Source organism: Streptomyces sp. NPDC051582, assembly GCF_040681715.1.
In the GTDB taxonomy this organism is placed as follows: domain Bacteria; phylum Actinomycetota; class Actinomycetes; order Streptomycetales; family Streptomycetaceae; genus Streptomyces.
The window spans coordinates 225,748-247,500 of record NZ_JBFAZJ010000006.1 but is presented as its reverse complement, the minus strand read 5'-3'; the positions used below and the strand labels follow the sequence as shown (position 1 = coordinate 247,500).

Genomic DNA, 21,753 nt, shown 5'->3' with positions numbered 1-21,753 from the left:
CAGGCACTCCTCCGGGTGAATCCGTACCGAACGGCGGCTAGGGGGCGGTCTTCCCGCCGTGGACGAGCGCCGGGTCCACCACACTGCGCCGCTCCCGCCAGAACCTGCCGTCCCGTACCCGCCAGAAGCACATGATCAGCACGCCGGCCACGGCGATCCCGATTCCGATCACCAGCGGCGGCCCGAGCCCGAACCAGGAGACCCCGCTGTAGGAGTTCTCCGGATTCGACATGTCGCCGATCGACTCCACCAGCAGCCAGCCGAGGAGCCCCGCCCCGATCAGCGGCCCGACGCCGATGAGCAGGAAGTTGTGCAGGTTCTCCAGCAGGTGGCGGCGGTAGTACACGGCGCAGGCCACACCCGTCAGCGCGTAGTAGAAGGAGATGAGCAGGGAGAGCGCGGTCACCGAGTCCAGGAGCGCGTTCTCGCTGATCTGGTTGACGACGAGGTACCAGGCGATGGCGATGCCGGCGACCCACCACGTACTGACGTCGGGGGTCAGGAACCGCGGCTGGATGTGCGCGAAGGAATGCGGCAGCGCGTGCCGGCGGGCCATGGACAGGGCGGTACGGGAGGCCGGGATGATCGTGGTCTGCGTCGATGCGAGGGCGGACGTGCTGACGGCGAGGAGCACCATCCAGTCCCAGCCCCCCATCACCTCGTGCGCGAGGACGGCGAAGACGGCCTCCTCGTCGTCCGCGTGCGCGGCGAGGAACTCGGTACCGGCGTACGCGACGACGGCGAATCCGACGGCCAGGTACGTCACCAGCAGCACCACCGTCGACCAGATGCCGGCCTTGCCGGGCGCGGTCGCGGAGTCCTTCATCTCCTCCGTGAGGTTCACGGCGGACTCCCATCCCCAGTAGATGAACACGCCGAGCAGCAGGCCTGCGGTGAGGGCGTTGCCGCCGGCTCCGAAGGGGTTGAGCCAGGTGAGGGACGGTTCGACGGAGTCGAGGGTGCTGGTGCCGGCGTAGACGCGGTAGATCGCGACCACCGCGAAGAGCAGCAGGAAGACGACCTGGGCGAGGATGAGGACGTCTTGGATGTGGGCCGACAGCTCGGTGCCGATGACGCAGATGGCGGTCATCGCGAGGATCACCACGACGGTGAGCGTCTGCCGGATCACCGTGTGGCTGGCCCAGTCGTCGAGGCCCACGGCGAGCAGGCCGAAGTTCACGGCGACGTCGGCCAGCGAGCCGATGACCAGGACGCCGGTCATCGTGATCGCCCAGCCGCCGAGCCAGCCGGCCCACGGGCCCATGGCCCGCGTCACCCACGAGAACGTCGTCCCGCAGTCCTGGTCGACCTTGTTGAGGTAGTAGAAGGCGGCGGCGATCAGCAGCATCGGGACGAACGACGCCAGCATCACGCCGGGAGCGTAGATCCCGGCCAGCGCCACGATCGGCCCGATGGCGGCGGCCAGCGAATAGGCGGGCGAGGTGGAGTTCAGGCCGATCACGAGCGCGTCGAGGAACCCGATCGCGTTGTGTTTCAGCTCCGCGTCCGGCATCTGCGCACCCGCTGCGCCGTCGGCACTGTCCTGGGCCATGTACGCATCGTCGGGCACCGGACGGCGGCGCGCGAGGCGCGTGGTCTGTCCGGGGCCCGGCCGGGAAGGGCCTCTTGCGCGTCCGACACCGAGTCGCTTGGGTGACCGGGGCACCAGGACGGAAGGCGGCAGACGCATGGCGGACACGCTCCGGAGCGGCACGGATGAGAGCGGGAGCGGGAGCGGGAACGACTCCCCGGGCAGGGCGAGCTGGCGCCACATCGGCCCGGGCATCGTCGTCGCCGCTACCGGCGTGGGCGCCGGGGACCTCGTGGCGACGCTCATCGCGGGCGGCACGTTCGGCTACACCCTTTTGTGGGCGGCGGTGATCGGCTGCCTGGTCAAGATCTCCCTCGCGGAGGCGGCCGGCCGCTGGCACCTCGCCACCGGACGCACGCTCTTCGACGGCTGGCGCAGCCTCGGAGCCTGGACCACGGTCTACTTCGCCGGGTACGTCATCGTCTGGGGGTTCGTCTACGGCGCCGCCGCGATGTCCTCCAGCGCCCTCCCGCTCGCCGCCCTCTTCCCCGACACGATGGACCTCAAGGCCTGGGCCGTGCTGTGCGGCCTGGTGGGCCTGGTCTTCGTCTGGTTCAACCGCTACGCCGTCTTCGAGAAGGTCATGACCGTCCTGGTCGCAGTCATGTTCCTCGTCACCGTGTACCTCGCGATCCGCGTCACGCCGCACCTCGGCGAGGCCCTGGCCGGCCTCGTGCCCGTCCTCCCGGACGGTTCGCTGATCTACACGCTGGGCCTCATCGGTGGCGTCGGCGGCACCATCACCCTCGCCGCGTACGGCTACTGGGTGAACGCCAAGGGGTGGACGAACGCGGGCTGGATGAAGGTCATGCGCCTCGACAACCGGGTCGCGTACGTCACCACCGGCGTCTTCGTCGTGGCCATGCTCTTCGTCGGGGCGGAGCTCCTGCACTCCTTTGGAGTGGCGATCGCCAAGGGCGACCGCGGGCTGCTCGACCTCACCGACGTCCTGGCGGACCGCTACGGAACCGTGACCGCCAAGCTCTTCCTCATCGGGTTCTTCGCCACCTCCTTCACCTCCCTGATCGGCGTGTGGCACGGCGTGAGCCTGATGTTCGCCGACTTCGTGACGAAGTACCGCCCCTCCCTGACCCCGGCCGGCACGCCCCGGGAGAAGTCCCTGCCCTTCCGCGCCTACCTGCTCTGGCTCACCTTCCCGCCCATCAGCCTCCTCTTCCTCGACCAGCCGTTCGGGCTCGTCATCGTGTACGGCGTCATCGGCGCGTTCTTCATGCCGTTCCTGGCCCTGACCTTGCTGTGGCTGCTCAACAGCGCCCGCACACCGGCCGACTGGCGCAACGGGACGCTCAGCAACGTCATGCTGGCGGCCGCGGGCCTGCTGTTCGTGGTGCTGTGCGCACAGCAGGTACGGGAGCTGCCCTGGTGAGCCGTGCCCGAGTCCTCACGGGTGCGGCCCGGCCCGCCGGTGGGGCGGGCACGCACGCGTCTGCCCCGGGAAGGCACCCTTGGAGAGGGGCTTTCCCGGGGCAGACGCCGGTTCATGACCGCCGGTGCGTCAGTTCGTCTGGTAGACGCCGAAGATGTCGACGACCAGGTCGATGTTGTCCCAGCCGCGGTTCCAGAAGTCGACGATGCCGTTGTTGCCCATGCCCGCCTGGACCAGGTTCGGGACGGTCTCGCCCCGCTTCCAGTTCAGGTTGGAGGAGTTGGGCGGGGTCGGCCAGATCGCCCAGTCGTTGTCGTAGGCGTTCAGCGAGTTCGGGTCCGGGGACACCGTGAGGTATCCGTCGCCGCGCGTGTTGGTGACCGTCGTGTTCAGCACGTACGCCGTGTTCTGGGGGCGCGAGCTGGACAGCGGCATGTAGATGTAGCCCTGGCCCTCCAGCTGGCCGTACGGCCAGTCCGCCGGGTCGCGGGTGTCGAGCAGCCGCTCCGGCAGGAACGGCAGGTAGGCGCCCTGGCTGTCCGCGCTGTAGTAGCCCACCACGTCGACGATGACGTCGGCGCCCTTCCAGGCACCGTTGCGGATCTTGATCGAGCCGTCGGCGCCGACCGGCACGATGACCGAGTTGGCGACGGTCTGGCCACCGCGGAAGTTCAGGTTGGACGTGGCCGGGGCCGCCCCGCCGCTCGGGTAGACGGTCAGGTGGCCGTCCTCGCGCGGGTTGGTGACGGTCACGTTCAGCGCGACGGCCGTGGCGCCGTACGGGATGCCGCCGGTGCCGGCCATCTTGACGCCGATGGTGCCCTGGCCGGCGACCTGACCCCGGGGGCCGCCGAGGCCCTCGCGGGTGTCCAGGAAGCGCGAGGGGTTCAGCGAGGTGTAGCCGCTGGAGGAGGTGCGGGTGAAGTAGCCGGTGACGTCGGCGATGAGGTCGACCGGCTCCCAGCCGCCGTTGTACAGGTCGACGTAGCCGTTCTTGTTGACCGGGACGATCACCAGGTTCGGGACGGTCTGGCCGGCCGAGAAGTTGACGTTCGACGTGGTCGGACGCTCGCTGCCCTCGGGGTAGACCGTGACGTGGCCGCCGCTGGTGGTGTTGGTGGCGGTGACGTTGAGGACCACGGCCGTGACGCCGGCCGGGATCGAGCCGTTGCCGGAGATCTTGACCCGGGAGGTGGCGTACGGGGCGACCTTGCCCTTGGTCGTGCCCGTGCCGTCACGGGTGTCCAGGAGGCGGGTGGGCGCGTACGGGGTGAAGTCGGAACCCGGCGTCGCGACGGCCAGCACGTTCGTGCCCCGCACGCCCGTGCCGTCGGAGAGGGTGACCGTGATGGTGTACGAGCCGATCTCCGCGTAGGAGTGCGTCTCGGTCGAGTCGGTCGGCCCGTTGGCACCGTAGGTGACGCTGGTGCCGTCGCCCCAGGCGACGTTGACCGAGAGCGCCGTGCCCGCGTCGCTCATGACGCCGAGGTCCAGGCTGATGCCGCGGGCGCTGGTGCCCTTGGCCGTCAGGGAGACCGTCGGCTCCGCGGCGGCGCCGCTCTCGGACTGCGGGGCGGCGCCGGCCGTGCCGTTGCCCTTGGCGGCGGGCGAGGTGTGGACCGTGCGCTCGGCAGGGCTCTTGACGGTGGCGAAGTTCGACGCCGCGACCTTGTTCAGGTCCACGTCGGGTGCGGACACGCCGTGCGGGCCCGTGGCGCCCGGCGTCGCCGGACCTGCGTGGGCGACCCCCGGTATGAGACCCACACTGGCTGCCACGACGGCAGCGGACATTACGAGTCGGCGATTGCGCACCGGCCCCCCCATTGTCGGTAAACGCTTGAACAGGTTCGAAAGAGTGCTCAGAGTACACAGCCGCAGGGCGTCGATTGAGCGGGGTGCCCCCGTGGGTCGCCACCCGCCGCCCGCTGCCGGAAGAGCGCGTTGAGATGCTCGCCGCGATCACCCGGAAAATCAAGGAGATAACGCTGAAGGCGGCGTGGCCCGCGCCACGCTCACCGGGCGTCACCCCGTGCGCGTACTCAGCCGTCGGCTTCAGAACGGCCGAGGAGGGGCAGGAGGGCCGCCGAGGCTTCCAGCAGGGCCCGGGAGCGCGCCGCGATGCCCGCCTCCCGGGCCGCCAGCGCCGCTTCGAGGGTGTCCCACCGGTGCCCGGCGCGCAGCTCGGGCATCAGAGCGCGCAGTGGCTCGATCCGGTACCCCGCGCCGCGCAGCTGGTGGACGATCCGGGCATCGCGGACCTGGGCCGGTGAGTAGCGCCGGGTGCCGCGGCCGTCCCGCCGGTCGGGCACCACGAGCCCCTCCGCGTCCCAGTGCCGCAGGGTCGAGGCGCGGACGCCGAGGGCCGCGGCCAGCTCGCAGACGCCCATGGCGTCCGCCGGGCGCACCTGCGCGATCGGCTCGGCCGAGATCGCCGCGGCCGCCTCCCGGGCGAGCGCCAGCTCCGTACGCTCCCGGTCGAGCCGGGCGTGCACCGCGTCGAGCCGGGCGAGCAGCAGGGCGGGGCTCTCGTGCGCGGCGCGGACGACCTCCTTGGCCTCCACCGGACCCGTACCGGCCGCGAGGGCCCGGTAGGCCAGCGCCGAGTTCAGGTGGACCTCTCCGTAGACCCGGTAGCCCGAGGCCGTGCGCGCCGCCGGCGGCAGCACGCCGTCGCGTTCGAGGTTGCGGACCTGCTGCACCGAGTACCCGGCCTGCCGTGCGACGTCTGCCGTGCGCATCGGCGGCGATTTGAGGGTTGGCACCCGCCGCTCCCTTCCCTCTCCGGTGTCTCGGGGTCTCAAGTCTCCACAAGGACTTCAATGGAACGCTTGCGGACATGACCATCGACGGCATCATCGACTTCGTGGGCGGCCTGGACGGCGTCCTGACCCTCAGGCCGGGACCCGGCGACGGATCGCCCGAGATCAGCTGGGGGGACACGTTCTTCCACCACGCGCCGGACGGCACGGTCCCGAGCGCCGCCCAGCCCTTCGCGACCATCGTGACCAAGGACTATCCGGGCGAGGTGTCCTCGCGGCTCGACCGGCCGGACGCGTTCCGCGTCAACGTTGCTGCCGGGAGGGAGGAGTTCGTCCGCTGGACGGGCCGTGCACCGCAGGATCCGGCGGGCGACGGGGATCCCGGCGCCGCCGACGCCGTCATGGCCCATCCCGTCTACGCCTCCGCCGGCTGGCTCGCCGTGGTGAATCCGGGCCGGCGGACGGACGAGGCCCTGCGCGCGCTGCTGCGCCACGCCCACCGCCTGGCGCGTGCGCGCCACGAGCGGCGCCGGGGCCGGTAGCCGCCCCGCTACCCGTGCCGAAGACGTCCGGGCCGGTCCGGTCAGCCGACGGGACGGCTGCGGACCGACCCGGACGTCGGAGTCGGAACGGTCAGACGAGGTCGAACCGGTCCAGGTCCATGACCTTGCCCCACGCGGCGACGAAGTCCTTCACGAACTTCTCCTTCGCGTCGTCGCTGGCGTAGACCTCAGCCAGCGCACGCAGCTCGGAGTTCGACCCGAAGACGAGGTCGGCCCGGGTCCCGGTCCACTTCACCTCGCCCGTGCCGGCGTCGCGGCCCTCGAAGGTGTTCGCGTCCTCGGACGTGGCCTTCCACGTCGTACCCAGGTCGAGCAGGTTGGCGAAGAAGTCGTTCGTCAGCGACTCGGGGGTCGCGGTGAACACGCCGTACGAGGACTGCTGGTGGTTCGCGCCCAGGACGCGGAGCCCGCCGACGAGGACCGTCATCTCGGGGGCGCTCAGCGTCAGCAGGTTCGCCCGGTCGAGCAGCAGGTACTCGGCCGGCAGCCGGTTGCCCTTGCCGAGGTAGTTGCGGAAGCCGTCCGCGACCGGCTCCAGCGCGGCGAACGACTCCACGTCCGTCTGCTCCTGCGTCGCGTCCGTGCGGCCCGGGGTGAAGGGGACCTCGACGTCGAAGCCGGCGTTCTTGGCACCCTGTTCGACGGCCGCGCCGCCGGCGAGGACGATCAGGTCGGCGATGGAGATCTGCTTGCCGCCGCTCTGCGCCGCGTTGAAGGACTCCCGGATGCCTTCCAGGGTGCGCAGCACCGTCGCCAGCTGGTCGGGGTTGTTGACCTCCCAGCCGGCCTGCGGCTGGAGGCGGATGCGCGCGCCGTTGGCGCCGCCGCGCTTGTCGCTGCCGCGGAAGGAGGAGGCGGAGGCCCACGCGACGGAGACGAGCTCGGACACCGACAGGTCCGAGGCGAGGATCCGGCCCTTCAGCGCGGCGACGTCGTCGGCGTCGACGAGCGCGTGCGTCACGGCGGGGAGCGGGTCCTGCCACAGCAGCGTCTCGGACGGGACCTCCGGGCCGAGGTAGCGCACGATCGGGCCCATGTCGCGGTGGGTCAGCTTGAACCATGCGCGGGCGAAGGCGTCCGCGAACTCGGCGGGGTTCTCCAGGAAGCGCCGCGAGATCTGCTCGTAGGCCGGGTCCACGCGCAGCGAGAGGTCGGTCGTCAGCATCGTCGGCGCGTGGGTCTTCGACGCGTCGTGGGCGTCGGGGACGGTGCCCGCTCCGGCGCCCTCCTTCGGCCGCCACTGGTGCGCGCCGGCGGGGCTCTTGAACAGCTCCCACTCGTAACCGAAGAGGATCCGGAAGAAGCTGTTGTCCCAGGCGGTCGGAGTGTCGGTCCAGATGCCTTCGAGGCCGCTGGTGATCGCGTCGGCGCCCTTGCCGGTGCCGAAGCTGTTGCTCCAGCCGAGACCCTGCGATTCCAGCGGGGCGGCCTCGGGGTCGGCGCCGACGCTGTCCGCCGGGCCCGCGCCGTGGGTCTTGCCGAACGTGTGGCCGCCGGCGATCAGGGCGACGGTCTCCTCGTCGTTCATCGCCATCCGGCGGAACGTTTCACGGATGTCGCGGGCCGCGGCGAGCGGGTCGGGGTTGCCGTTCGGGCCCTCGGGGTTGACGTAGATGAGGCCCATCTGGACCGCGCCGAGCGGGTTCTCCAGCTCCCGGTCGCCGGTGTAGCGCTCGTCGCCGAGCCAGGTGGTCTCGGGACCCCAGTACACGTCCTCGTCGGGCTCCCACACGTCCGCACGGCCGCCGGCGAACCCGAACGTCTCGAAGCCCATCGACTCCAGGGCGACGTTGCCGGTGAGGATCATGAGGTCGGCCCACGAGATGCTCCGGCCGTACTTCTTCTTGACCGGCCACAGCAGCCGGCGGGCCTTGTCCAGGTTCCCGTTGTCCGGCCAGCTGTTGAGGGGGGCGAAGCGCTGCTGTCCGGCCCCGGCGCCGCCGCGGCCGTCGCTGATGCGGTACGTGCCGGCGCTGTGCCAGGCCATGCGGATCATGAACGGGCCGTAGTGGCCGAAGTCGGCCGGCCACCAGTCCTGCGAGGTCGTGAGCACCTCGGCTATGTCACGTTTCACCGCGGGGAGGTCGAGGGTCTCGAACGCCTCGGCGTAGTCGAACTCCTCGCCCATGGGGTTGGCCACGGCCGGGTTCTTCGCGAGGATCTTGACGTTGAGCCGCTCGGGCCACCACTGGCGGTTGCCGCCGCCCTGGGTCGGGTGCGCGGCGCGGTCGTGCGCGACGGGGCAACCGCCGCCGGGCTCCGTCTTCGCGTCTACGACGATTGCATCATGGTTCTCAGACATGGGAATCCTTCCAAACCGGGCGGATCACGCTGCTAAGGAAAGGGGCGGTGGAAGCGTTGTGCGGGCGTGGCTGCGGTGAGGGTTGGCTGCCGACCGAACCGATCCTACGATGGACGCATTCCAAGTCAAGAAGAGCACCAGTTGCATATCCGATAGGGATCCGGACACTTTCCTGAAAGCCGGGTATCCCGCCTGACCTGATGGGGTGAACCGATATGAGTGACCTGCTGGGGCGACTGCGGGAGCGCGGCTGGCGTCTGACCTCCCAGCGGCGCGTCGTCGCGGAGGTGCTCGACGGGGAGCACGTGCACCTGACGGCCGACGAGGTGCACGCCCGCGCGGTGGAGCGGCTGCCGGAGATCTCCCGGGCCACCGTCTACAACGCCCTGGGGGAGTTGGTCACGCTCGGTGAGGTCGTCGAGCTGTCGACGGACGGACGCGCCAAGCGCTACGACCCCAACGCCCGCCACCCGCACCACCACCTGGTGTGCTCCCGCTGCGGCACCATCCGCGACGTGCACCCGGCGGGCGACCTGATGACGGGGCTGGCGGCAGAGGAACGGTTCGGCTTCACGGTGTCGAAGGTCGAGGTCACCTACCGCGGCCTGTGCCCGTCCTGCGCCGCTCAGGACGCCGGCGGGGCGGCCGGCGCGGCCGCGGCCGAGCGGAGTGGTCCCGCGGCGCCGGTGTAGCGGCGGGCCAGGTGCGCGAAGGCCTCCTTGAGCTCGGGCGGCCCGACGACCTCGTTGTCCGCGTCGAACCGTCCGATGGCCGAGGCCAGGCCGGTCCACGACCAGGAGCCGAGGACGAGCCGGCAGCGGTCCGGGCCGAGTTCCTCGACCATCCCGTCGTGGGTGTACGGGGACACCGTGGACGCCGGCAGGTCGAGGATGACCTCGCCACGGCAGGGGCGGCCGCCGGATTCGTCGTAGCCCTGGAACCTGCGGCTCACGAAGGCGGCCACCTCGCCCCCCGGCACCCGGCGCGGACCGGTTCCGGCGGCCGGCGCGCCCTGCGCAGCCGCGGCCCGCGGCGCGGGGGCGTAGTCGAAGCGCAGCACTTCGCGCGCGCGGACGGCGGCGCTGACCGCCATGAGCACCTTGCCGTCGACCGGCGGCTCGGGCCGGACGGCGGGCCGCTCGACCGCCGTGAACCCCCCGTCGGGCCCCTTCGCGGCCACGATGGGGTAGCCGAGCTCGCGCAGGCGGTCCTCGTCGCGGCGCACCGTAACCTGCCGAACGATGAGAAGGAACGCCGATGACGGTTCTCGACGCCCGGGCGCTGGGCCGTGCCACGCTCGCCCGGCAGCTGCTGCTCGATCGCGCCGACCTGCCGGTCGTCTAGCGGCGCGAGCTCGACGGAGTGGACCTCGACGAGCTCGCCGCAGCAGGTCGGGCCGTCATGGCCGACGACGAACCCCGCTCGATGACCGAGCTCGCCCGCGCACTGGCCCGGCGCTGGCCGGCACCAGGGCCGCGAGCACTGGGGGAGATGCTGATCGCCGCACTCGTCCCGGTCGTGCAGGCGCCGCCGCGCGGACTCTGGCGGACGAAGGCCGGCGTGCGCAACGTCCTGCTCTCCTCCTGGCTGGGCCGCGAGATCGACCCGCCCTCCCCGGACGGCTCCGACCCCGTGGGCCAGGCACTCGTACGGCGCTACCTGGCCGCGTTCGGCCCCGCCGCCTCGGCGGACCTGCGCGCCTGGTGCGGCCTGGCCGGACTGCCGGCCGCGGTGGCCGCCGTGCGCGAGGAGTTGGTGTCGTTCCGCGACGAGCGGGGCCGGGAGCTGCTGGACCTCCCCGACGCGCCGCGCCCCGACTCCGGCACACCCGCCCCCGTGCGGTTCCTGCCCGCGTTCGACAACGCGATCCTCGGCTACGACGACCGCAGCCGGATCATCGACGACGCCCACCGCGGGCTGTCGGTGGCCGGTGAGCGCGTCGCCCTGGTCGACGGCCGGGTCGCCGCGACCTGGAACGTCGAGGGCGCCACCGTGACGGTCACCCCGCTGCGCGGCCTCTCGGCCGCGGACCGCACCGCCGTCGCCGAAGAGGGGAGCCGGCTGGCGTCGTTCCTCTGCGGCGACGAGGGCGGCCGCGTGCGGATCACCCGGACCTGACGTCCGTCAGACGGTCTGGCGGAAGGAACGGACGGTGGGCGACTTGGCCAGCGCCCGCGACATCCGGACCAGGCCCGACGGGCTGTTCGGTGAGGTCAGCACGGGGCTCGCAGCCTCCGGACCGAGACTCCCCGGCGTGTCGCGCGCCCGGCCCCAGAGGACGATGGCCGTGGCCAGCGCGACGGCGTCGGCCACGGCCGCGGCCTCGTCGGCCGGACGGCCCGCCTCCAGCTCCTCCCGCAGCGCCCTCTCCCGTACGCCGGAGCGCAGGTACGGGCTGACCGTGAGGATGCCGTCGTGGATGTCCGACTCGCGCTGCGTCAACCGGATCTCGATGGGAGTCCAGGGCCCGCCGCCCAGGGCGATGCTGTGCCGCGTCGCCCCGCGCAGCTCCCGGGACAACGGGCGGAGCTGGGCGTACCGGCGCCACATGCCCCACCGGCTCGTGACGTGCTGGGAGACGAGCGGCAGGACGAACCCGGTCGCCACCAGCAGCGCGGACACGGAGGCCAGGGCAGGCGCGACCTCCATGCTGAGGACGTCCCAGTCGCCGCCCGCCCAGCGGGCCCCGATCGCGCTGAACTTCGCGATGTCGTAGAGGAGGTTCAGCACGTACCCGAAGGCGATCAGCCCCAGCCCGGCGCGCAGCGCGCCGTGGACCTCGCGGGCCCAGCGCCGGCACAGGAGCGTCATGGTGACCGCCGCCGTGGTGTGCGCCGCGAGGTAGAGGAGGATCATCTCCCGGATGTACGGCGTGCACGCGTAGTACGTGTCGAGATCGCGCAGGCGCTCGACGGGAGCCTCGCCGAGTGCGAAGAGCACGTTGACGGCCACGATCACCGCGAGGGTGACGATGTGGCACAGCCGGGACCAGCGGCGGGTGCGCTCCGCGTCCTGCGGGCCGCTGCTCCAGCGGAAGATGAGCACGATGTTGGCCCCCGAGAAGGCCGTGATCAGCGAGAACACGAGCGGCGCGGCGGCGTTCGGGACGCCCGTGTACCTGTTGACCGCGACGAGGGTGGGGATCGCCGTGGCGGCGAACACCGCGGTGGCCAGGACGAGCAGGGCCAGGACGGACCGCAGGAGTTCGTCGCGGGGGTTGCGCCAGAGGGCGGGGAGTTTGAGGCATGCCGCCAGCAGCAGCAGGGCTCCGGGCAGGTAGAAGCCCAGTCCGTTCGAGTCGTTCACGCCGTGCCCTGCTGTTGGTGCCGGTGGTCTTGTCGGTGCCGGTGGTTCTCGTGCATGGCCGGGCGGCTCAGCAGCCGGAGGCGCTGAGGTGCCGGTACAGCGCCTCATGCCCTTCGGCGGTGGGATGGACACCGTCGAGGAGCAGTTCGGGCCTGCCGCGCAGCGGCTCCCACAGGTCGAGGAAGTCGACGTGGTGCTCTTCGCACCAGGCCCGCACGGACGCGCGCAGCGCCCGTACGCGCGCCTCGGTGAAGCACAGGCCCTCGTAGTCGCCGGTGCGCGTCTCGTCGATCCACGCCGGTCCCACGACGACGAGCCGCGCGTTGTGGCTCAGGGCAGTGGCGGCGAGCGAGCCGAGGTGCTCCGCGACGTGCGCCGGACCGTCGTGGCGCGCGTGCGGGGAAGCGAGCCGTACGGCGCAGTCGTTGAGGCCCGCGGCGACGAGCAGGGTGTCGGGCAGGCGCGGACCCAGCAGTGCGGGCGTCTGCCGGCTGACGTCGGAGAGGAAACTGCCCGGTACGGCCAGGTTGAAGACGCGGTGGGCAGTCTCGTTCCCCGCGATGTGGGCGGCCGCCAGCCGGCTCGTCCACCCTCCCCGCGGGTCGCAGCGCCCGTAGGCGATGCTGTCGCCCACGACGACGATCCGCTGGGCCGAGCGCAGCGGGTCCGCGTCCAGGTAGGCCCAGGCGCTCGCCCCGGAGGTGAGGACCACCCGCCGGCGGGCGTAGTCGTCGACCTCGTACGCGTCCGCGGCGGCCAGGTCCCGGTCGGTGAGGTGCAGGACGGCGCCCTCGACCGACGAGCCCCGTTCGCGCTCCAGGATCAGGTGCACGTCGAGACCGCTGGCGGCGATCACGGCGGGGTCGGTGATCGGGAGCGACCTGGTGGTGTGGCCGGCCAGGGACGCCGGGGACATGGGTACGGCCCGGCCGAAGAGAGCGGTCTGGACCCGCTCGTCCCTCAGCGTGCCGAAGGAGAACAGGGTGTGAGGGCGTGATTCGGACACTGGGAGCCGGGTGGCCTTTCTTGAAATGACTGGTCAACTCACCCTAACGGCCGACTCCAGACGACCGAAAACAGCCCCCGGCTCCTTGGTGGCCGCACGTGGGAATGCGCGGAACTCGCCCCGTCCGCCCGGTCTCCACCACTGTGATCGGGCCAACTCGCTACCGGTGGGCGGGCGATGACGGCTGTCTTCCGGCAGTACGCGCGGGAAATGCGCCAGGACTTCGACCACTTCGCCATCTCGATGGCCCGCAGCCAGACGGCCACGGACGCGGCGCCCGCGCCGTCGCGGGCCGGCTGAGGGCGGGCCCGTGTCCGGTCGTCGCCCGGCTCCACTACGTTGGGGGGATGAGTGACAGGACTCCGCTGGGAGAGTTTCTGAGGGCGCGGCGCGAGGGGCTCAAGCCGTGTGAAGCAGGGCTGCCCGCGTACGGCAGGCGGCGGGTGCCGGGGTTGCGCCGGGAGGAAGTCGCCCTGCTCGCGGGCGTGAGCTCCGACTACTACATGCGCCTGGAACAAGGCCGGGAGACCAGCCCGTCGCCGCAGGTCATCGACGCGCTCGCCGCCGCGCTGCGGCTCGACGAGGAGACGCACGAGCACCTGCGCCGCCTGCCCCGGGCGCCCCACCCGCGCCCCGGCGCGCCCTCCGCCGGCCAGGACCGGGTCAGCCCCCAGCTGCGGCGGCTCCTCGACAGCTGGCCCGACACCCCCGCCTTCGTCCTGGGGCCGGCCCTGGACGTCCTGGCGCACAACGCCCTCGCCGCCGCCCTGCACAGCGGATTCCGGAGCTTCGACAACCTGGCCCGCATGGTCTTCCTCGACCCGGCCGGCCGCGACTTCCACCAGGACTGGGCGCGGGCCGCGCATTCCTGCGTGTCCGAGATCCGCGCCGCCTACGGACTCGATCCCGATGGCCCGCGGATCAACGAGGTCGTCGACACGCTCCGCGCGAAGAGCCCGGAATTCGCCGAACTGTGGTCCCGCCACGAGGTGAAGGGCAAGACCCGGCAGGCCAAGGTGTTCGCACACCCCGAGGCCGGCCCCCTGGAGATCCAGTTCTCGGCCTTCACCGTGAACGACGCCCCGCACCAGCAGCTGGTCGTCTACCAGGCCGAGCCGGGCAGTGCCACGGCGGCTGCCCTGGCCCGGCTCGGTTCCCGAGCCTGAGGCCCGTTGCCAAATTCCGCGGACGGCGGGTGGGTGCGGTGCGCGGACCGAGGGTGGGTGCGGGGCACCGGGGATGACGGCGGCCTGGTTCCGTTTCCGCACCGCGAGGAGGCTGGTGGCTCGGCAGCAGCGACCACCGCCGCTGCGGCGTACGGAAAGAAGACCTCCCATGACCGTCCACGACACCAGCAGCGACGCCCTCCTCGCCCGGATCCGGAGCCTGCCCGCCGACCGGCGGCGCATCCTGTTCACCGGCGCGACCATCGTCACCATGGATCCCGGCCTCGGCGTCATCGACCGCGGTGATCTCCTCGTCGAGGGCGACACGATCATCGCCGTCGCCCGCCACCTCCACGCGGACGACGCCGTCGTCATCGACGCCGACGGCACGATCATCACCCCCGGCTTCGTCGACACCCACCGGCACGCCTGGCAGGCCCAGCTGCGCCGGATCATGCCGGACGTCGACGACCTGGGCGGCTACGTCATGTCCACGCTGGCCGGCCACGCCACCGTCTACCGGCCCGAGGACATGTACGTCGGCACCCGGCTGGCCGCCCTCACCGCGATCGACAGCGGCATCACCACGATGCTCGACTTCTCCCACAACTCCCGCACCCGCGAGCACTCCGACGCCGCGATCCGGGCCCTCCTCGACACCGGGATCCGCGGCGTACACGCCTCCATGGGCCCGCACTTCGGCGCGTGGGACCGGCAGTGGCCGGGCGATCTGACCCGCCTCAAGGACACCTACTTCAGCAGCGACGACCAGCTCCTGACCCTGCGCCTGGCCACCCTGGCCACCGACGAGATCGCGGGCCCCGCTCTCGCGTACGGCCCCCGACTCGCCCGCACCGCGCGGGACCTGGGCATCGGCGTCAGCGTCGACGCGGTGTTCGGCACCGCCTCCTCCGAGGCGGTCCTGCGCTGGGCCGAGGACGCGATCCTCGGTCCCGAGGTCACTCTCATCCACGCCACCGGACTGACCCCCGAGGCCTGGAAGGCCATGGCGGAGACCGGCGCCACCGTGGCCCTCGCTCCCACGTCCGACGCCCAGATCGGTCTGGAGACCGCGATCCCCGCCGTCGACGAGGCGCTCGCCGTCGGCATCCGCCCGGGCCTCAGCATCGACGTGGAAGTCGCTCTGGCCGGCGACATGTTCACACAGATGCGGACCCTCCACGCCATCCAGCGGATGCGCGCGGTCAACGCCGCGTACGGCACCGACCGGCAGCCCTCCCGGATCACCACGCACGACGTCCTCGACTTCGCCACCCTCCAGGGCGCCCGTACCAACGGACTCGCCGGCGTGACCGGATCACTCACCGCGGGCAAGAAGGCCGACCTGCTCGTCATCCAGGCCGAGGACCTCAACAACATGCCGCTGAACGACCCGATCGGCACCGTCGTCCTGGGAGCCGACGCGCGCAACATCAGCGCCGTCCTGATCAACGGCGAACCCCGGAAGTGGAACGGGCAGGTCCTCGACGTCGACCTGCCGGCGCTGCGTCGCGAGGTGCGAGCCTCGCGCGATCACGTACTGAACGCCCCGCACCTGGGGCCCCGTTCGTGACCAACGACTGCCCTCGACCCAACCCACGTGCCATCATGTCGAGTTGTGGCTGAGGGGGAGGCTATGGCGAATACCGCGATCCGCGTGCGCCTCACGCAGGGTGCGAGCGAGAACGACATCGGGGCGCTGAAGGCGTGGCTCGAACGGGAGCAGAAGCTCGAAGCGCTCCGCATCAGCGGCAGGCTGGAGATCCAGGAACGAGCGGGGGCGGCGGACGGGCCCGGCAGCCCGATGGGGGCCGGCACGGACATCGTGCTGGTGCTGATCGGAGCGGCCGCCCCCAGATTGTTCGACGAGGTGTTCGATCAGGTGAAGAGCGGGGTCCGCGCGTGGCGCGAGAACCGCCGCTCCGTGGAACGGGGCGAACCCCCAGAGGTCGACGTGGAGCCGGGCGGCGACGGGAGATAGCTCCGTGGCGCGCTTCGACCCGCGCGGGAAGGCGAACCGGGCGCTGCTCGTCGGAGTCGGAGACTACGACTTCACCCGGCCCGAGCACCCCTTCGGCGTATCGGGCGACCTGCCGGCGGTGGAACACAACCTCGACGGACTGCAACAGGCGCTCCGCGCCGGAGGGGTCTTCACCGAGGACGCGATCACCGTCACCCGCCCGCGCACCGTGGACGAGTTCGACCGGCACCTGGACGCCGCCGTCGACGCGGCGGAAGGGCTGCTCCTGCTGTACTTCTCGGGCCACGGAGCCGTGCCCAGTACGGGCGACGAGCTGTGGCTGCTGATGCGGCGGGCGACGATCGTCCCCGGCACCGAGTCCGTGTTCCGCGGAGCCGTGCCCTGGAAGAGCGTCCTCACCGTGCTGTCCCGGGCGCGAGCGGAGCAGGTGGTCGTCATCCTCGACTGCTGTTACGCGGGCAACGCGTCGGCGGCGTGGGACGCGCTCGGCACCGCCCAGCGGCAGCGGACCTCGCTGCTGATGAGCGTCCAGGCCAACAACCGCATCGACGCGGGCGACGCAGACACCTCCACGCCGTTCACCGCACAGCTCGTACGCCTCCTGCGCAACGGCGAGGTCGGCTTCGACGAGCTGGCCGACCGGCTCAGGGCCCACATGTCCGCGCACCACACGACGCTGCGCGAGCCCCCCGAGCCGTGGGAACCGCAGAGCCGCCCGGCCACCTCGGGGACCGACGTACTCCTCGCCGCCCCGCCGGTCCGCTCGCCGGGCACGCCCCCGCCGCCGCCGCCGCCGTTGCCACCGGCCCCGCCGACGCTCTTGGCGGAGCCGTACGAGGCCGGCGGCCGGCGGCTCGCCCCGAAGCCGGGTCGGGCGCGCGGCGGGTTACGGGCCGTCGCCCGAAGACCGGTTGGGCGGGGCGGGTTCGTCCCCCTCACCGGCCGCCGCAGGCTCGCGGCCGTCATCGGCGTGCCCGCGGTGATCGCCGGCTTCGTCGCCACCGGCCTGGCCGTCCTCGACGGCGGGGACGCCACCCCCTGCAAGCCGCCGCTCGAACTGCGGCTGCTCACCGACCCCGATCTCGAACCCACCCTCCGCAAGGCGGCGGAGGCGTACCTGACGTCGAACGCGAACAGGACGGGAGACGGCTGCAGGCGCAGCGGCATCACCGTCTACAGCGCCGGGGCCGCCGCCACCGTCACCGCTTTCAACCGGCAGTCCGATCCGTGGCAGCGGCCGACGGGCGACGACACCAACCCGCAGCGCGACATCGGCCCCCAGCCGGACATCTGGATCCCGGCCTCGTTCGCGAGCGCGGACCGGGCCCGCCTCGCGTCCCCCGAGCGGTCGTACGTCTCCCTGGAGGCCGATCCGGAGCCGTTCGCCTACTCGCCGGTGGTGCTCGCCGTACCGCAGAACCTGGCGGCGGAGCCGGCCGCCGAACGGGTGGGCAGCCTCGCGGCCCTGACGGAAGCCGTCAGGAAGCGGGGGGCCGGGGCCGAAGTGCGGCGCACGGATCCGGAGAACACCGACGCGGGCCTCCTCGCCACGATCGGCCTGTACGGCGGCTCGGGGGAGCGGGACCCGGCCTCGGCCGAGCGCGGCGTGGCCCAGGCGGGACCGCCCTCGCGCACCGGCGCGGAGCTGCTGTGCACCCTGCCCGACGACGACGCGGTCGACGACCGCACCTCCGCCCTGGTCCCGGAGTTCCTGCTGAAGACCGGGGTGGGCTGCGACAGCGCGACGCGGACCGGGCGGCTGGCCGAGTACCCCGTCGACGTCCCGGGTCTGAGCCCGACGTTCGTACGGGTGCGCTGGAAGGGCGCCGACCGGGACGAGGGCCCGCGGGACGAGGCCGCGGAGGGGTTCCGTACGTGGCTGACCGGCAAGGGGGGTACGCGGGCGTCCGGGTCCGCCGCCCCCGGCGGACCCGCCGTGTTCGGGCAGGACGGCTTCCGCGGCGGATCGGGGGCCCACCGACCCCTCGCCGGCGGCGACTTCGGGGCGCTCGCCGACCCGGGCCTGCTCCCCGGCCCCGCCCTCCCGACCGCGATGACCGACGCGCTCAAGCGCTACCGGGAAGCCAACGGACCGGGCAGGGTGCTCTTCCTGCTCGATTCCTCCGGATCCATGGGTGGTCTGTGGGAGGGCCCCGGCGGCGCACCCGGCATCATCGCCCAGTCCCTCGCCGGACTCGGCGGCCAGGACGAATACGGAGTGTGGGGCGTGGCCACCGAGCCGGGCAGCTCCCGCCCGTACGGCGAAGTGCTGCCCTTCGGCAAGCACGAGCGCGAGCAGGCACAGCACGCGATCCCCGCTTCGGCGCAGGTCAAGGACGTGGAAGCCGACCCCTACCGGGCGCTGGTCGCCGCGCTGGAGTACATGGCGCAGCGCGGCACCGACGACCACCGTCCGCAGCTGATCGTCTACCTCACGGACGACGAGGACAACAACCGGCTGACCGAGGGCGGCCGGCTCGGCGATCTGCTCGCCTCCGCGCGGGCGAGGAGGACACCGGTGGTCATGGCCTCTCTGGACAGCGGCGGGTGCGACAAGGGCAAACCGGACGCGGCCGTCTCCGAGGCGAGCGGCGGCCGCTGCCTGGACACCAAGGGCGACCTGGTCGCCCGGGTGCGGGACGAGGTCGCCAGGACCGGGACGGGGGACGAGGGATGAGCCGCGGCCCCGGACGCGTACGGCGCGCGGCGTCGGGCGTACTCCTCTTGCTGCTCCTCGCCGCGGGCTGCGACGGGGGTGGAGCCGAGGGCGCCGGCGACGGCCGGCCGGCCGCCTCGGGCGCCGCCGACGTCCCGGGCGAGATCGTGCTGGCCAGCGGCCGGGACGTGACCGGCAAGGGCGGGGTCCGCCAACAGCTCATCGCGGAGTGGAACCGGCAGCAGGAGGCCAAGGGAGTCGCCTACCGGGCCCGCCTCGTCGAACTGCCCGGCTCTGCCGACCAGCAGCGCAGCCAGCTGCTCGGTGCGCTGCAGTCCGGCAGCGCCGAGTACGACGTGGTCAACCTCGACGTCACCTGGGTACCGGAGTTCGCGGCGGCGGGGCTCGTCCAGCCGCTCCCCGAGCGGCTGGTGGACGACGACGTCATCAAGTCCGTCGCGGGTACGGCCCGTTGGGGCGGAAAGGTGTACGCCGCGCCCTTCAACAGCGACGTGGGGCTGCTGTTCTACCGCCGCGACTACCTGACGAGCGCCGGCGTCACCACACCGGATCTCGGCAAGGGCGCCGGGTGGCCCGTCGTCCAGCAGCTGATCGGCGTGCTCGACACCGCCCGCAACAAGCTGCCAGCCGTCTACGCGAAGGGCTGGACCTCGCAGCTCGACGCCTCGTACGAAGGGCTCACCGTCAACGGCATCGAGGCCTTCGCCTCCGCCGCGGACGGATTCACCCTCACCGACCAGGACGGCCGCTACACCGGTTCCGTGGCCGACCTTCAGGCGGGACTGGACGAGCTGCGCAACCGTACGCAGGCCGCGTACACCCTGCCGGACGCCGTGCACTCCGACGAGGCGGACACGCTCACCGACTTCGCCGCCGGCCGTACCGGCTTCCTCCGCCACTGGCCGTACGCGTACCGCACGCTCCACCAGTCCCTGTCCGAGCAGCAGCTCGGCGTGGCGCCCCTGCCCGGCAAGTCGGTGCTGGGTGGCCAGAACCTGGCCGTGGCCAGGGGCTCGCAGCGGACTGCCGCCGCGCTGCAGCTCGTCGAGTTCCTCACCGGGAAGGAGAGCGAACGCTGTCTGCTCGACGCGGGGTTCGCGGCCACCCGCATCTCCGCGTACGTGGACGGCGCCCGGACCTGTACCACGGCGAAGCCGGCCGGCCAGGCGACCGCTTCCCCGACGGGAGAGCGCACCGACCGGATGCCGCGGGACGGGAACGGCCGCCCCGCGTACGCGCGCGGCACCCTGCTGCCCGCCCTGGAGAACGCGGTCCAGCGGCCGCGCACCCCGCTCTACGGAGCCTTCAGCCAGACGTTCGCCGGCCAACTGGCCCGGCTCCAGGGCGACAAACCACCCTCCGACGTCCAACTGGCCGAAGAACTCGACAGAGAGCTGAAACGGGCCCTTCCCACACGCTGACCCCCGGGTGGCGCTTCACGCCTCGCGGCGTCACGCCACCCGGTCGTGCTCGGCCTCGTGGTGCATGCCGTGGCACAGGGCCCAGACGATGAAGAGGTTGACGGCCACCAACACCGTTGCCCAGACGGGGTAGTACGGGATCCAGAGGAAGTTGGCGATCGCACCCAGCCCGGCGACGAACACGCCGAAGAAGCGTGCCCACAGGGCGCCGGTCAGGACGCAGCACCCGGCGAGGACGATGACGATGCCGAGGATGAGGTGGACCCAGCCCCAGCCCGCCAGGCTGAACTCGAACACGTAGTGGCGTGTCGTCAGGAACAGGTCGTCCTTGGCGATGGCCGCGATCCCCTCGAAGACGGCCATCGCACCACCGAAGATCATCAACGCTGCCGCGAGGACGGTGGTTCCGGATGTGGGCCCGTGCCACGGGCTCGGGTCGGCACCGGCCGCTCTGGTCCGGGTGGAGTCACTGGCCATGTCGGCCTCCTTGCTTGGCGCGGCCGTCCGGCCGGTGGTGCGTGCCGGACCGTCGCGATCTCCATCTCAGCGTGGCACGGCGGCTGGGCGTCGGCACTCCGAGGTCAAGAATTCTTGACATCGTGTTGCGGCTGCTTGACACTCCTGGTGTCTGGTCTTCTTGACATCGGGAGTGGTGGTGGCAGTCGAGGAGAAGCGTGCCCGGAGCATGCCGGTGGTCGCGATCGGGTCGTACGCCATCTACCTGGCCTTCGTCCTGTCCTCGGTGCTCAGCTCGGTGGTCAAGGTCATCTCCTACCGGTTCGGCTTCCACCCGTGGTGAAGCCGACGAGGGTCACCAACACCATCCGGGCCCAGCGCTTCGCGCACCAAGAGATGACCCAGGCCGAGCTCGCCCGCCGCATCGGCGTGAGCCGCCAGACGGTCATCGCCATCGAGCAGGGCCGCTACTCGCCGTCGCTGGAAATGGCCTTCCAGATCGCCCAGGTCTTCGGGGTGCCCCTCGACAGCGTCTTCCAGTACTCGGCCGGCGGCGGAGCGAACGGCACATGCACGACGGGCGGCACGGACGAAGAGGGAGGGGAGAGCCGATGAAGGCCGGCTTCCAGGACGTGTACGGACCGCCCGAGGTCCTGCGTCTCGAAGAGATCGACCAGCCGGTGCCCGGGCGGGGAGAGGTGCTCCTGCGCGCACCGAGGCGGCGCGTCCGGGGCATGGACGCCGCGGGCCGGGTCGAGGCCCTCGGGGCGGACGTCACCCGCTTCCGGCGGGGCGACGAGGTGTACGGCACGTGCGCGGGCGCGTTCGCGGAGTACGCCCGCGCCAAGGAGGACCAGCTGGCTCCGCGGCCCGGCCGGCTCACGCCCGAACAGGCGGCGGTCGTCGCGGTCTCGGCTGGCACCGCTCTCCAGGCCCTGCGCGCCGGGCGGTTGAGGCAGGGGCAGCGGGTCCTGGCGATCGGCGCCGGGGGCGGGATCGGTAGGTACGCGGTCCAACCGGCCAAGGCACGCCGTCTACGGGAAGGCCGCGTACACGGCAAGATCGCGATCCGCGTCCAGCCCCTGCCCGCGACCACGGGGGCTCCGCCCGGCCGCCGGTAAATGGCTTGGTGCGGAGC

General features: G+C 72.1%; 19 protein-coding genes and 2 pseudogenes. 13 read left to right on the top strand and 8 right to left on the bottom strand.

The annotated features are described in order from the left end of the window. Positions 1-37: 37 nt before the first annotated feature. Positions 38-1,552, bottom strand: a complete 1,515-nt coding sequence (locus tag AB0M92_RS11430; RefSeq protein ID WP_366101877.1) for an APC family permease — start codon at positions 1,550-1,552, stop codon at positions 38-40. A gap of 136 nt (positions 1,553-1,688) precedes the next feature. Between AB0M92_RS11430 and AB0M92_RS11425 the strand changes: the two genes are divergently transcribed. Then, positions 1,689-2,978, top strand: a complete 1,290-nt coding sequence (locus AB0M92_RS11425; protein WP_366101876.1) for an Nramp family divalent metal transporter — start codon at positions 1,689-1,691, stop codon at positions 2,976-2,978. A gap of 129 nt (positions 2,979-3,107) precedes the next feature. Here the strand turns inward: AB0M92_RS11425 and AB0M92_RS11420 are convergent, their stop codons facing one another. Together AB0M92_RS11420 and AB0M92_RS11415 are read right to left on the bottom strand one after the other, a co-directional pair. Then, positions 3,108-4,754 carry a hypothetical protein gene (locus AB0M92_RS11420; RefSeq protein ID WP_366101875.1) on the bottom strand — a complete coding sequence of 549 codons (1,647 nt, stop codon included), beginning with the start codon at positions 4,752-4,754 and terminating at the stop codon, positions 3,108-3,110. A 263-nt stretch (positions 4,755-5,017) separates the two neighbouring features. Further along, complete coding sequence (locus tag AB0M92_RS11415; protein WP_366101874.1) at positions 5,018-5,716, bottom strand: MerR family transcriptional regulator; 699 nt, start codon at positions 5,714-5,716, stop codon at positions 5,018-5,020. Between the two features lie 98 nt (positions 5,717-5,814). On the opposite strand from AB0M92_RS11415, the gene AB0M92_RS11410 reads away from it, so the two are divergent. After that, complete coding sequence (locus AB0M92_RS11410; protein ID WP_366101873.1) at positions 5,815-6,279, top strand: DUF6194 family protein; 465 nt, start codon at positions 5,815-5,817, stop codon at positions 6,277-6,279. Between the two features lie 91 nt (positions 6,280-6,370). Here the strand turns inward: AB0M92_RS11410 and katG are convergent, their stop codons facing one another. Then, entirely contained in the window at positions 6,371-8,602 is a 2,232-nt protein-coding gene (gene katG / locus AB0M92_RS11405) for a catalase/peroxidase HPI (protein ID WP_366101872.1), read from the bottom strand. A gap of 215 nt (positions 8,603-8,817) precedes the next feature. On the opposite strand from katG, the gene AB0M92_RS11400 reads away from it, so the two are divergent. Further along, complete coding sequence (locus AB0M92_RS11400) at positions 8,818-9,294, top strand: Fur family transcriptional regulator (protein WP_366101871.1); 477 nt, start codon at positions 8,818-8,820, stop codon at positions 9,292-9,294. Here the strand turns inward: AB0M92_RS11400 and AB0M92_RS11395 are convergent. Continuing rightward, positions 9,228-9,830, bottom strand: a pseudogene (locus AB0M92_RS11395) (WYL domain-containing protein); the annotation flags it as partial. The gene AB0M92_RS11400 and the pseudogene AB0M92_RS11395 sit on opposite strands and share 67 nt — an antisense overlap. 29 nt (positions 9,831-9,859) lie before the next feature. On the opposite strand from AB0M92_RS11395, the pseudogene AB0M92_RS11390 reads away from it, so the two are divergent. Further along, positions 9,860-10,720: pseudogene (locus AB0M92_RS11390) on the top strand (winged helix DNA-binding domain-containing protein). 6 nt (positions 10,721-10,726) lie between these two features. On the opposite strand, the gene AB0M92_RS11385 reads toward AB0M92_RS11390, so the two are convergent. Further along, positions 10,727-11,908: an MAB_1171c family putative transporter gene (locus AB0M92_RS11385; RefSeq protein WP_366101870.1), complete on the bottom strand. Its 1,182-nt coding sequence runs from the start codon at positions 11,906-11,908 to the stop codon at positions 10,727-10,729. 67 nt (positions 11,909-11,975) lie between these two features. Then, positions 11,976-12,914 (bottom strand): GDSL-type esterase/lipase family protein, encoded by a 939-nt coding sequence (locus AB0M92_RS11380; protein ID WP_366101869.1) that lies wholly within the window; start codon positions 12,912-12,914, stop codon positions 11,976-11,978. 177 nt (positions 12,915-13,091) lie between these two features. Here AB0M92_RS11380 and AB0M92_RS11375 point away from each other — a divergent pair, with 177 nt between their 5' ends. From AB0M92_RS11375 to AB0M92_RS11350, 6 genes are all read left to right on the top strand, one after another. Beyond that, positions 13,092-13,214, top strand: a complete 123-nt coding sequence (locus tag AB0M92_RS11375) for a hypothetical protein (protein WP_366101868.1) — start codon at positions 13,092-13,094, stop codon at positions 13,212-13,214. 47 nt (positions 13,215-13,261) lie between these two features. Then, complete coding sequence (locus AB0M92_RS11370) at positions 13,262-14,080, top strand: helix-turn-helix transcriptional regulator (RefSeq protein WP_366101867.1); 819 nt, start codon at positions 13,262-13,264, stop codon at positions 14,078-14,080. Positions 14,081-14,249: 169 nt separating this feature from the next. After that, positions 14,250-15,653, top strand: coding sequence for an amidohydrolase family protein (locus tag AB0M92_RS11365; RefSeq protein ID WP_366101866.1), 1,404 nt, complete (start codon positions 14,250-14,252; stop codon positions 15,651-15,653). A 63-nt stretch (positions 15,654-15,716) separates the two neighbouring features. Then, the gene (locus AB0M92_RS11360; protein WP_366101865.1) at positions 15,717-16,061 is read left to right on the top strand and encodes a hypothetical protein; all 345 of its coding nucleotides are present in this window, start codon (positions 15,717-15,719) and stop codon (positions 16,059-16,061) included. A gap of 4 nt (positions 16,062-16,065) precedes the next feature. Beyond that, positions 16,066-18,738: a vWA domain-containing protein gene (locus AB0M92_RS11355; protein ID WP_366101864.1), complete on the top strand. Its 2,673-nt coding sequence runs from the start codon at positions 16,066-16,068 to the stop codon at positions 18,736-18,738. Further along, complete coding sequence (locus AB0M92_RS11350) at positions 18,735-20,159, top strand: extracellular solute-binding protein (protein WP_366101863.1); 1,425 nt, start codon at positions 18,735-18,737, stop codon at positions 20,157-20,159. The genes AB0M92_RS11355 and AB0M92_RS11350 overlap by 4 nt, the downstream gene beginning before the upstream one ends. Before the next feature lie 30 nt (positions 20,160-20,189). On the opposite strand, the gene AB0M92_RS11345 is transcribed toward AB0M92_RS11350, so the two are convergent. After that, a complete protein-coding gene (locus tag AB0M92_RS11345; RefSeq protein WP_366101928.1) occupies positions 20,190-20,540 on the bottom strand; it encodes a hypothetical protein in 351 nt (116 codons plus the stop codon). Between the two features lie 274 nt (positions 20,541-20,814). Here AB0M92_RS11345 and AB0M92_RS11340 point away from each other — a divergent pair, with 274 nt between their 5' ends. The 3 genes from AB0M92_RS11340 to AB0M92_RS11330 are packed head-to-tail and all read left to right on the top strand — an operon-like array spanning position 20,815 to position 21,736. Then, positions 20,815-20,958 (top strand): hypothetical protein, encoded by a 144-nt coding sequence (locus AB0M92_RS11340; protein ID WP_366101862.1) that lies wholly within the window; start codon positions 20,815-20,817, stop codon positions 20,956-20,958. A gap of 53 nt (positions 20,959-21,011) precedes the next feature. Next, positions 21,012-21,230 (top strand): helix-turn-helix transcriptional regulator, encoded by a 219-nt coding sequence (locus AB0M92_RS11335; RefSeq protein ID WP_366101927.1) that lies wholly within the window; start codon positions 21,012-21,014, stop codon positions 21,228-21,230. Continuing rightward, a complete protein-coding gene (locus AB0M92_RS11330; protein ID WP_366101861.1) occupies positions 21,227-21,736 on the top strand; it encodes a hypothetical protein in 510 nt (169 codons plus the stop codon). Before AB0M92_RS11335 ends, AB0M92_RS11330 begins: the two co-directional genes overlap by 4 nt. The last annotated feature ends 17 nt before the right edge of the window (positions 21,737-21,753 follow it).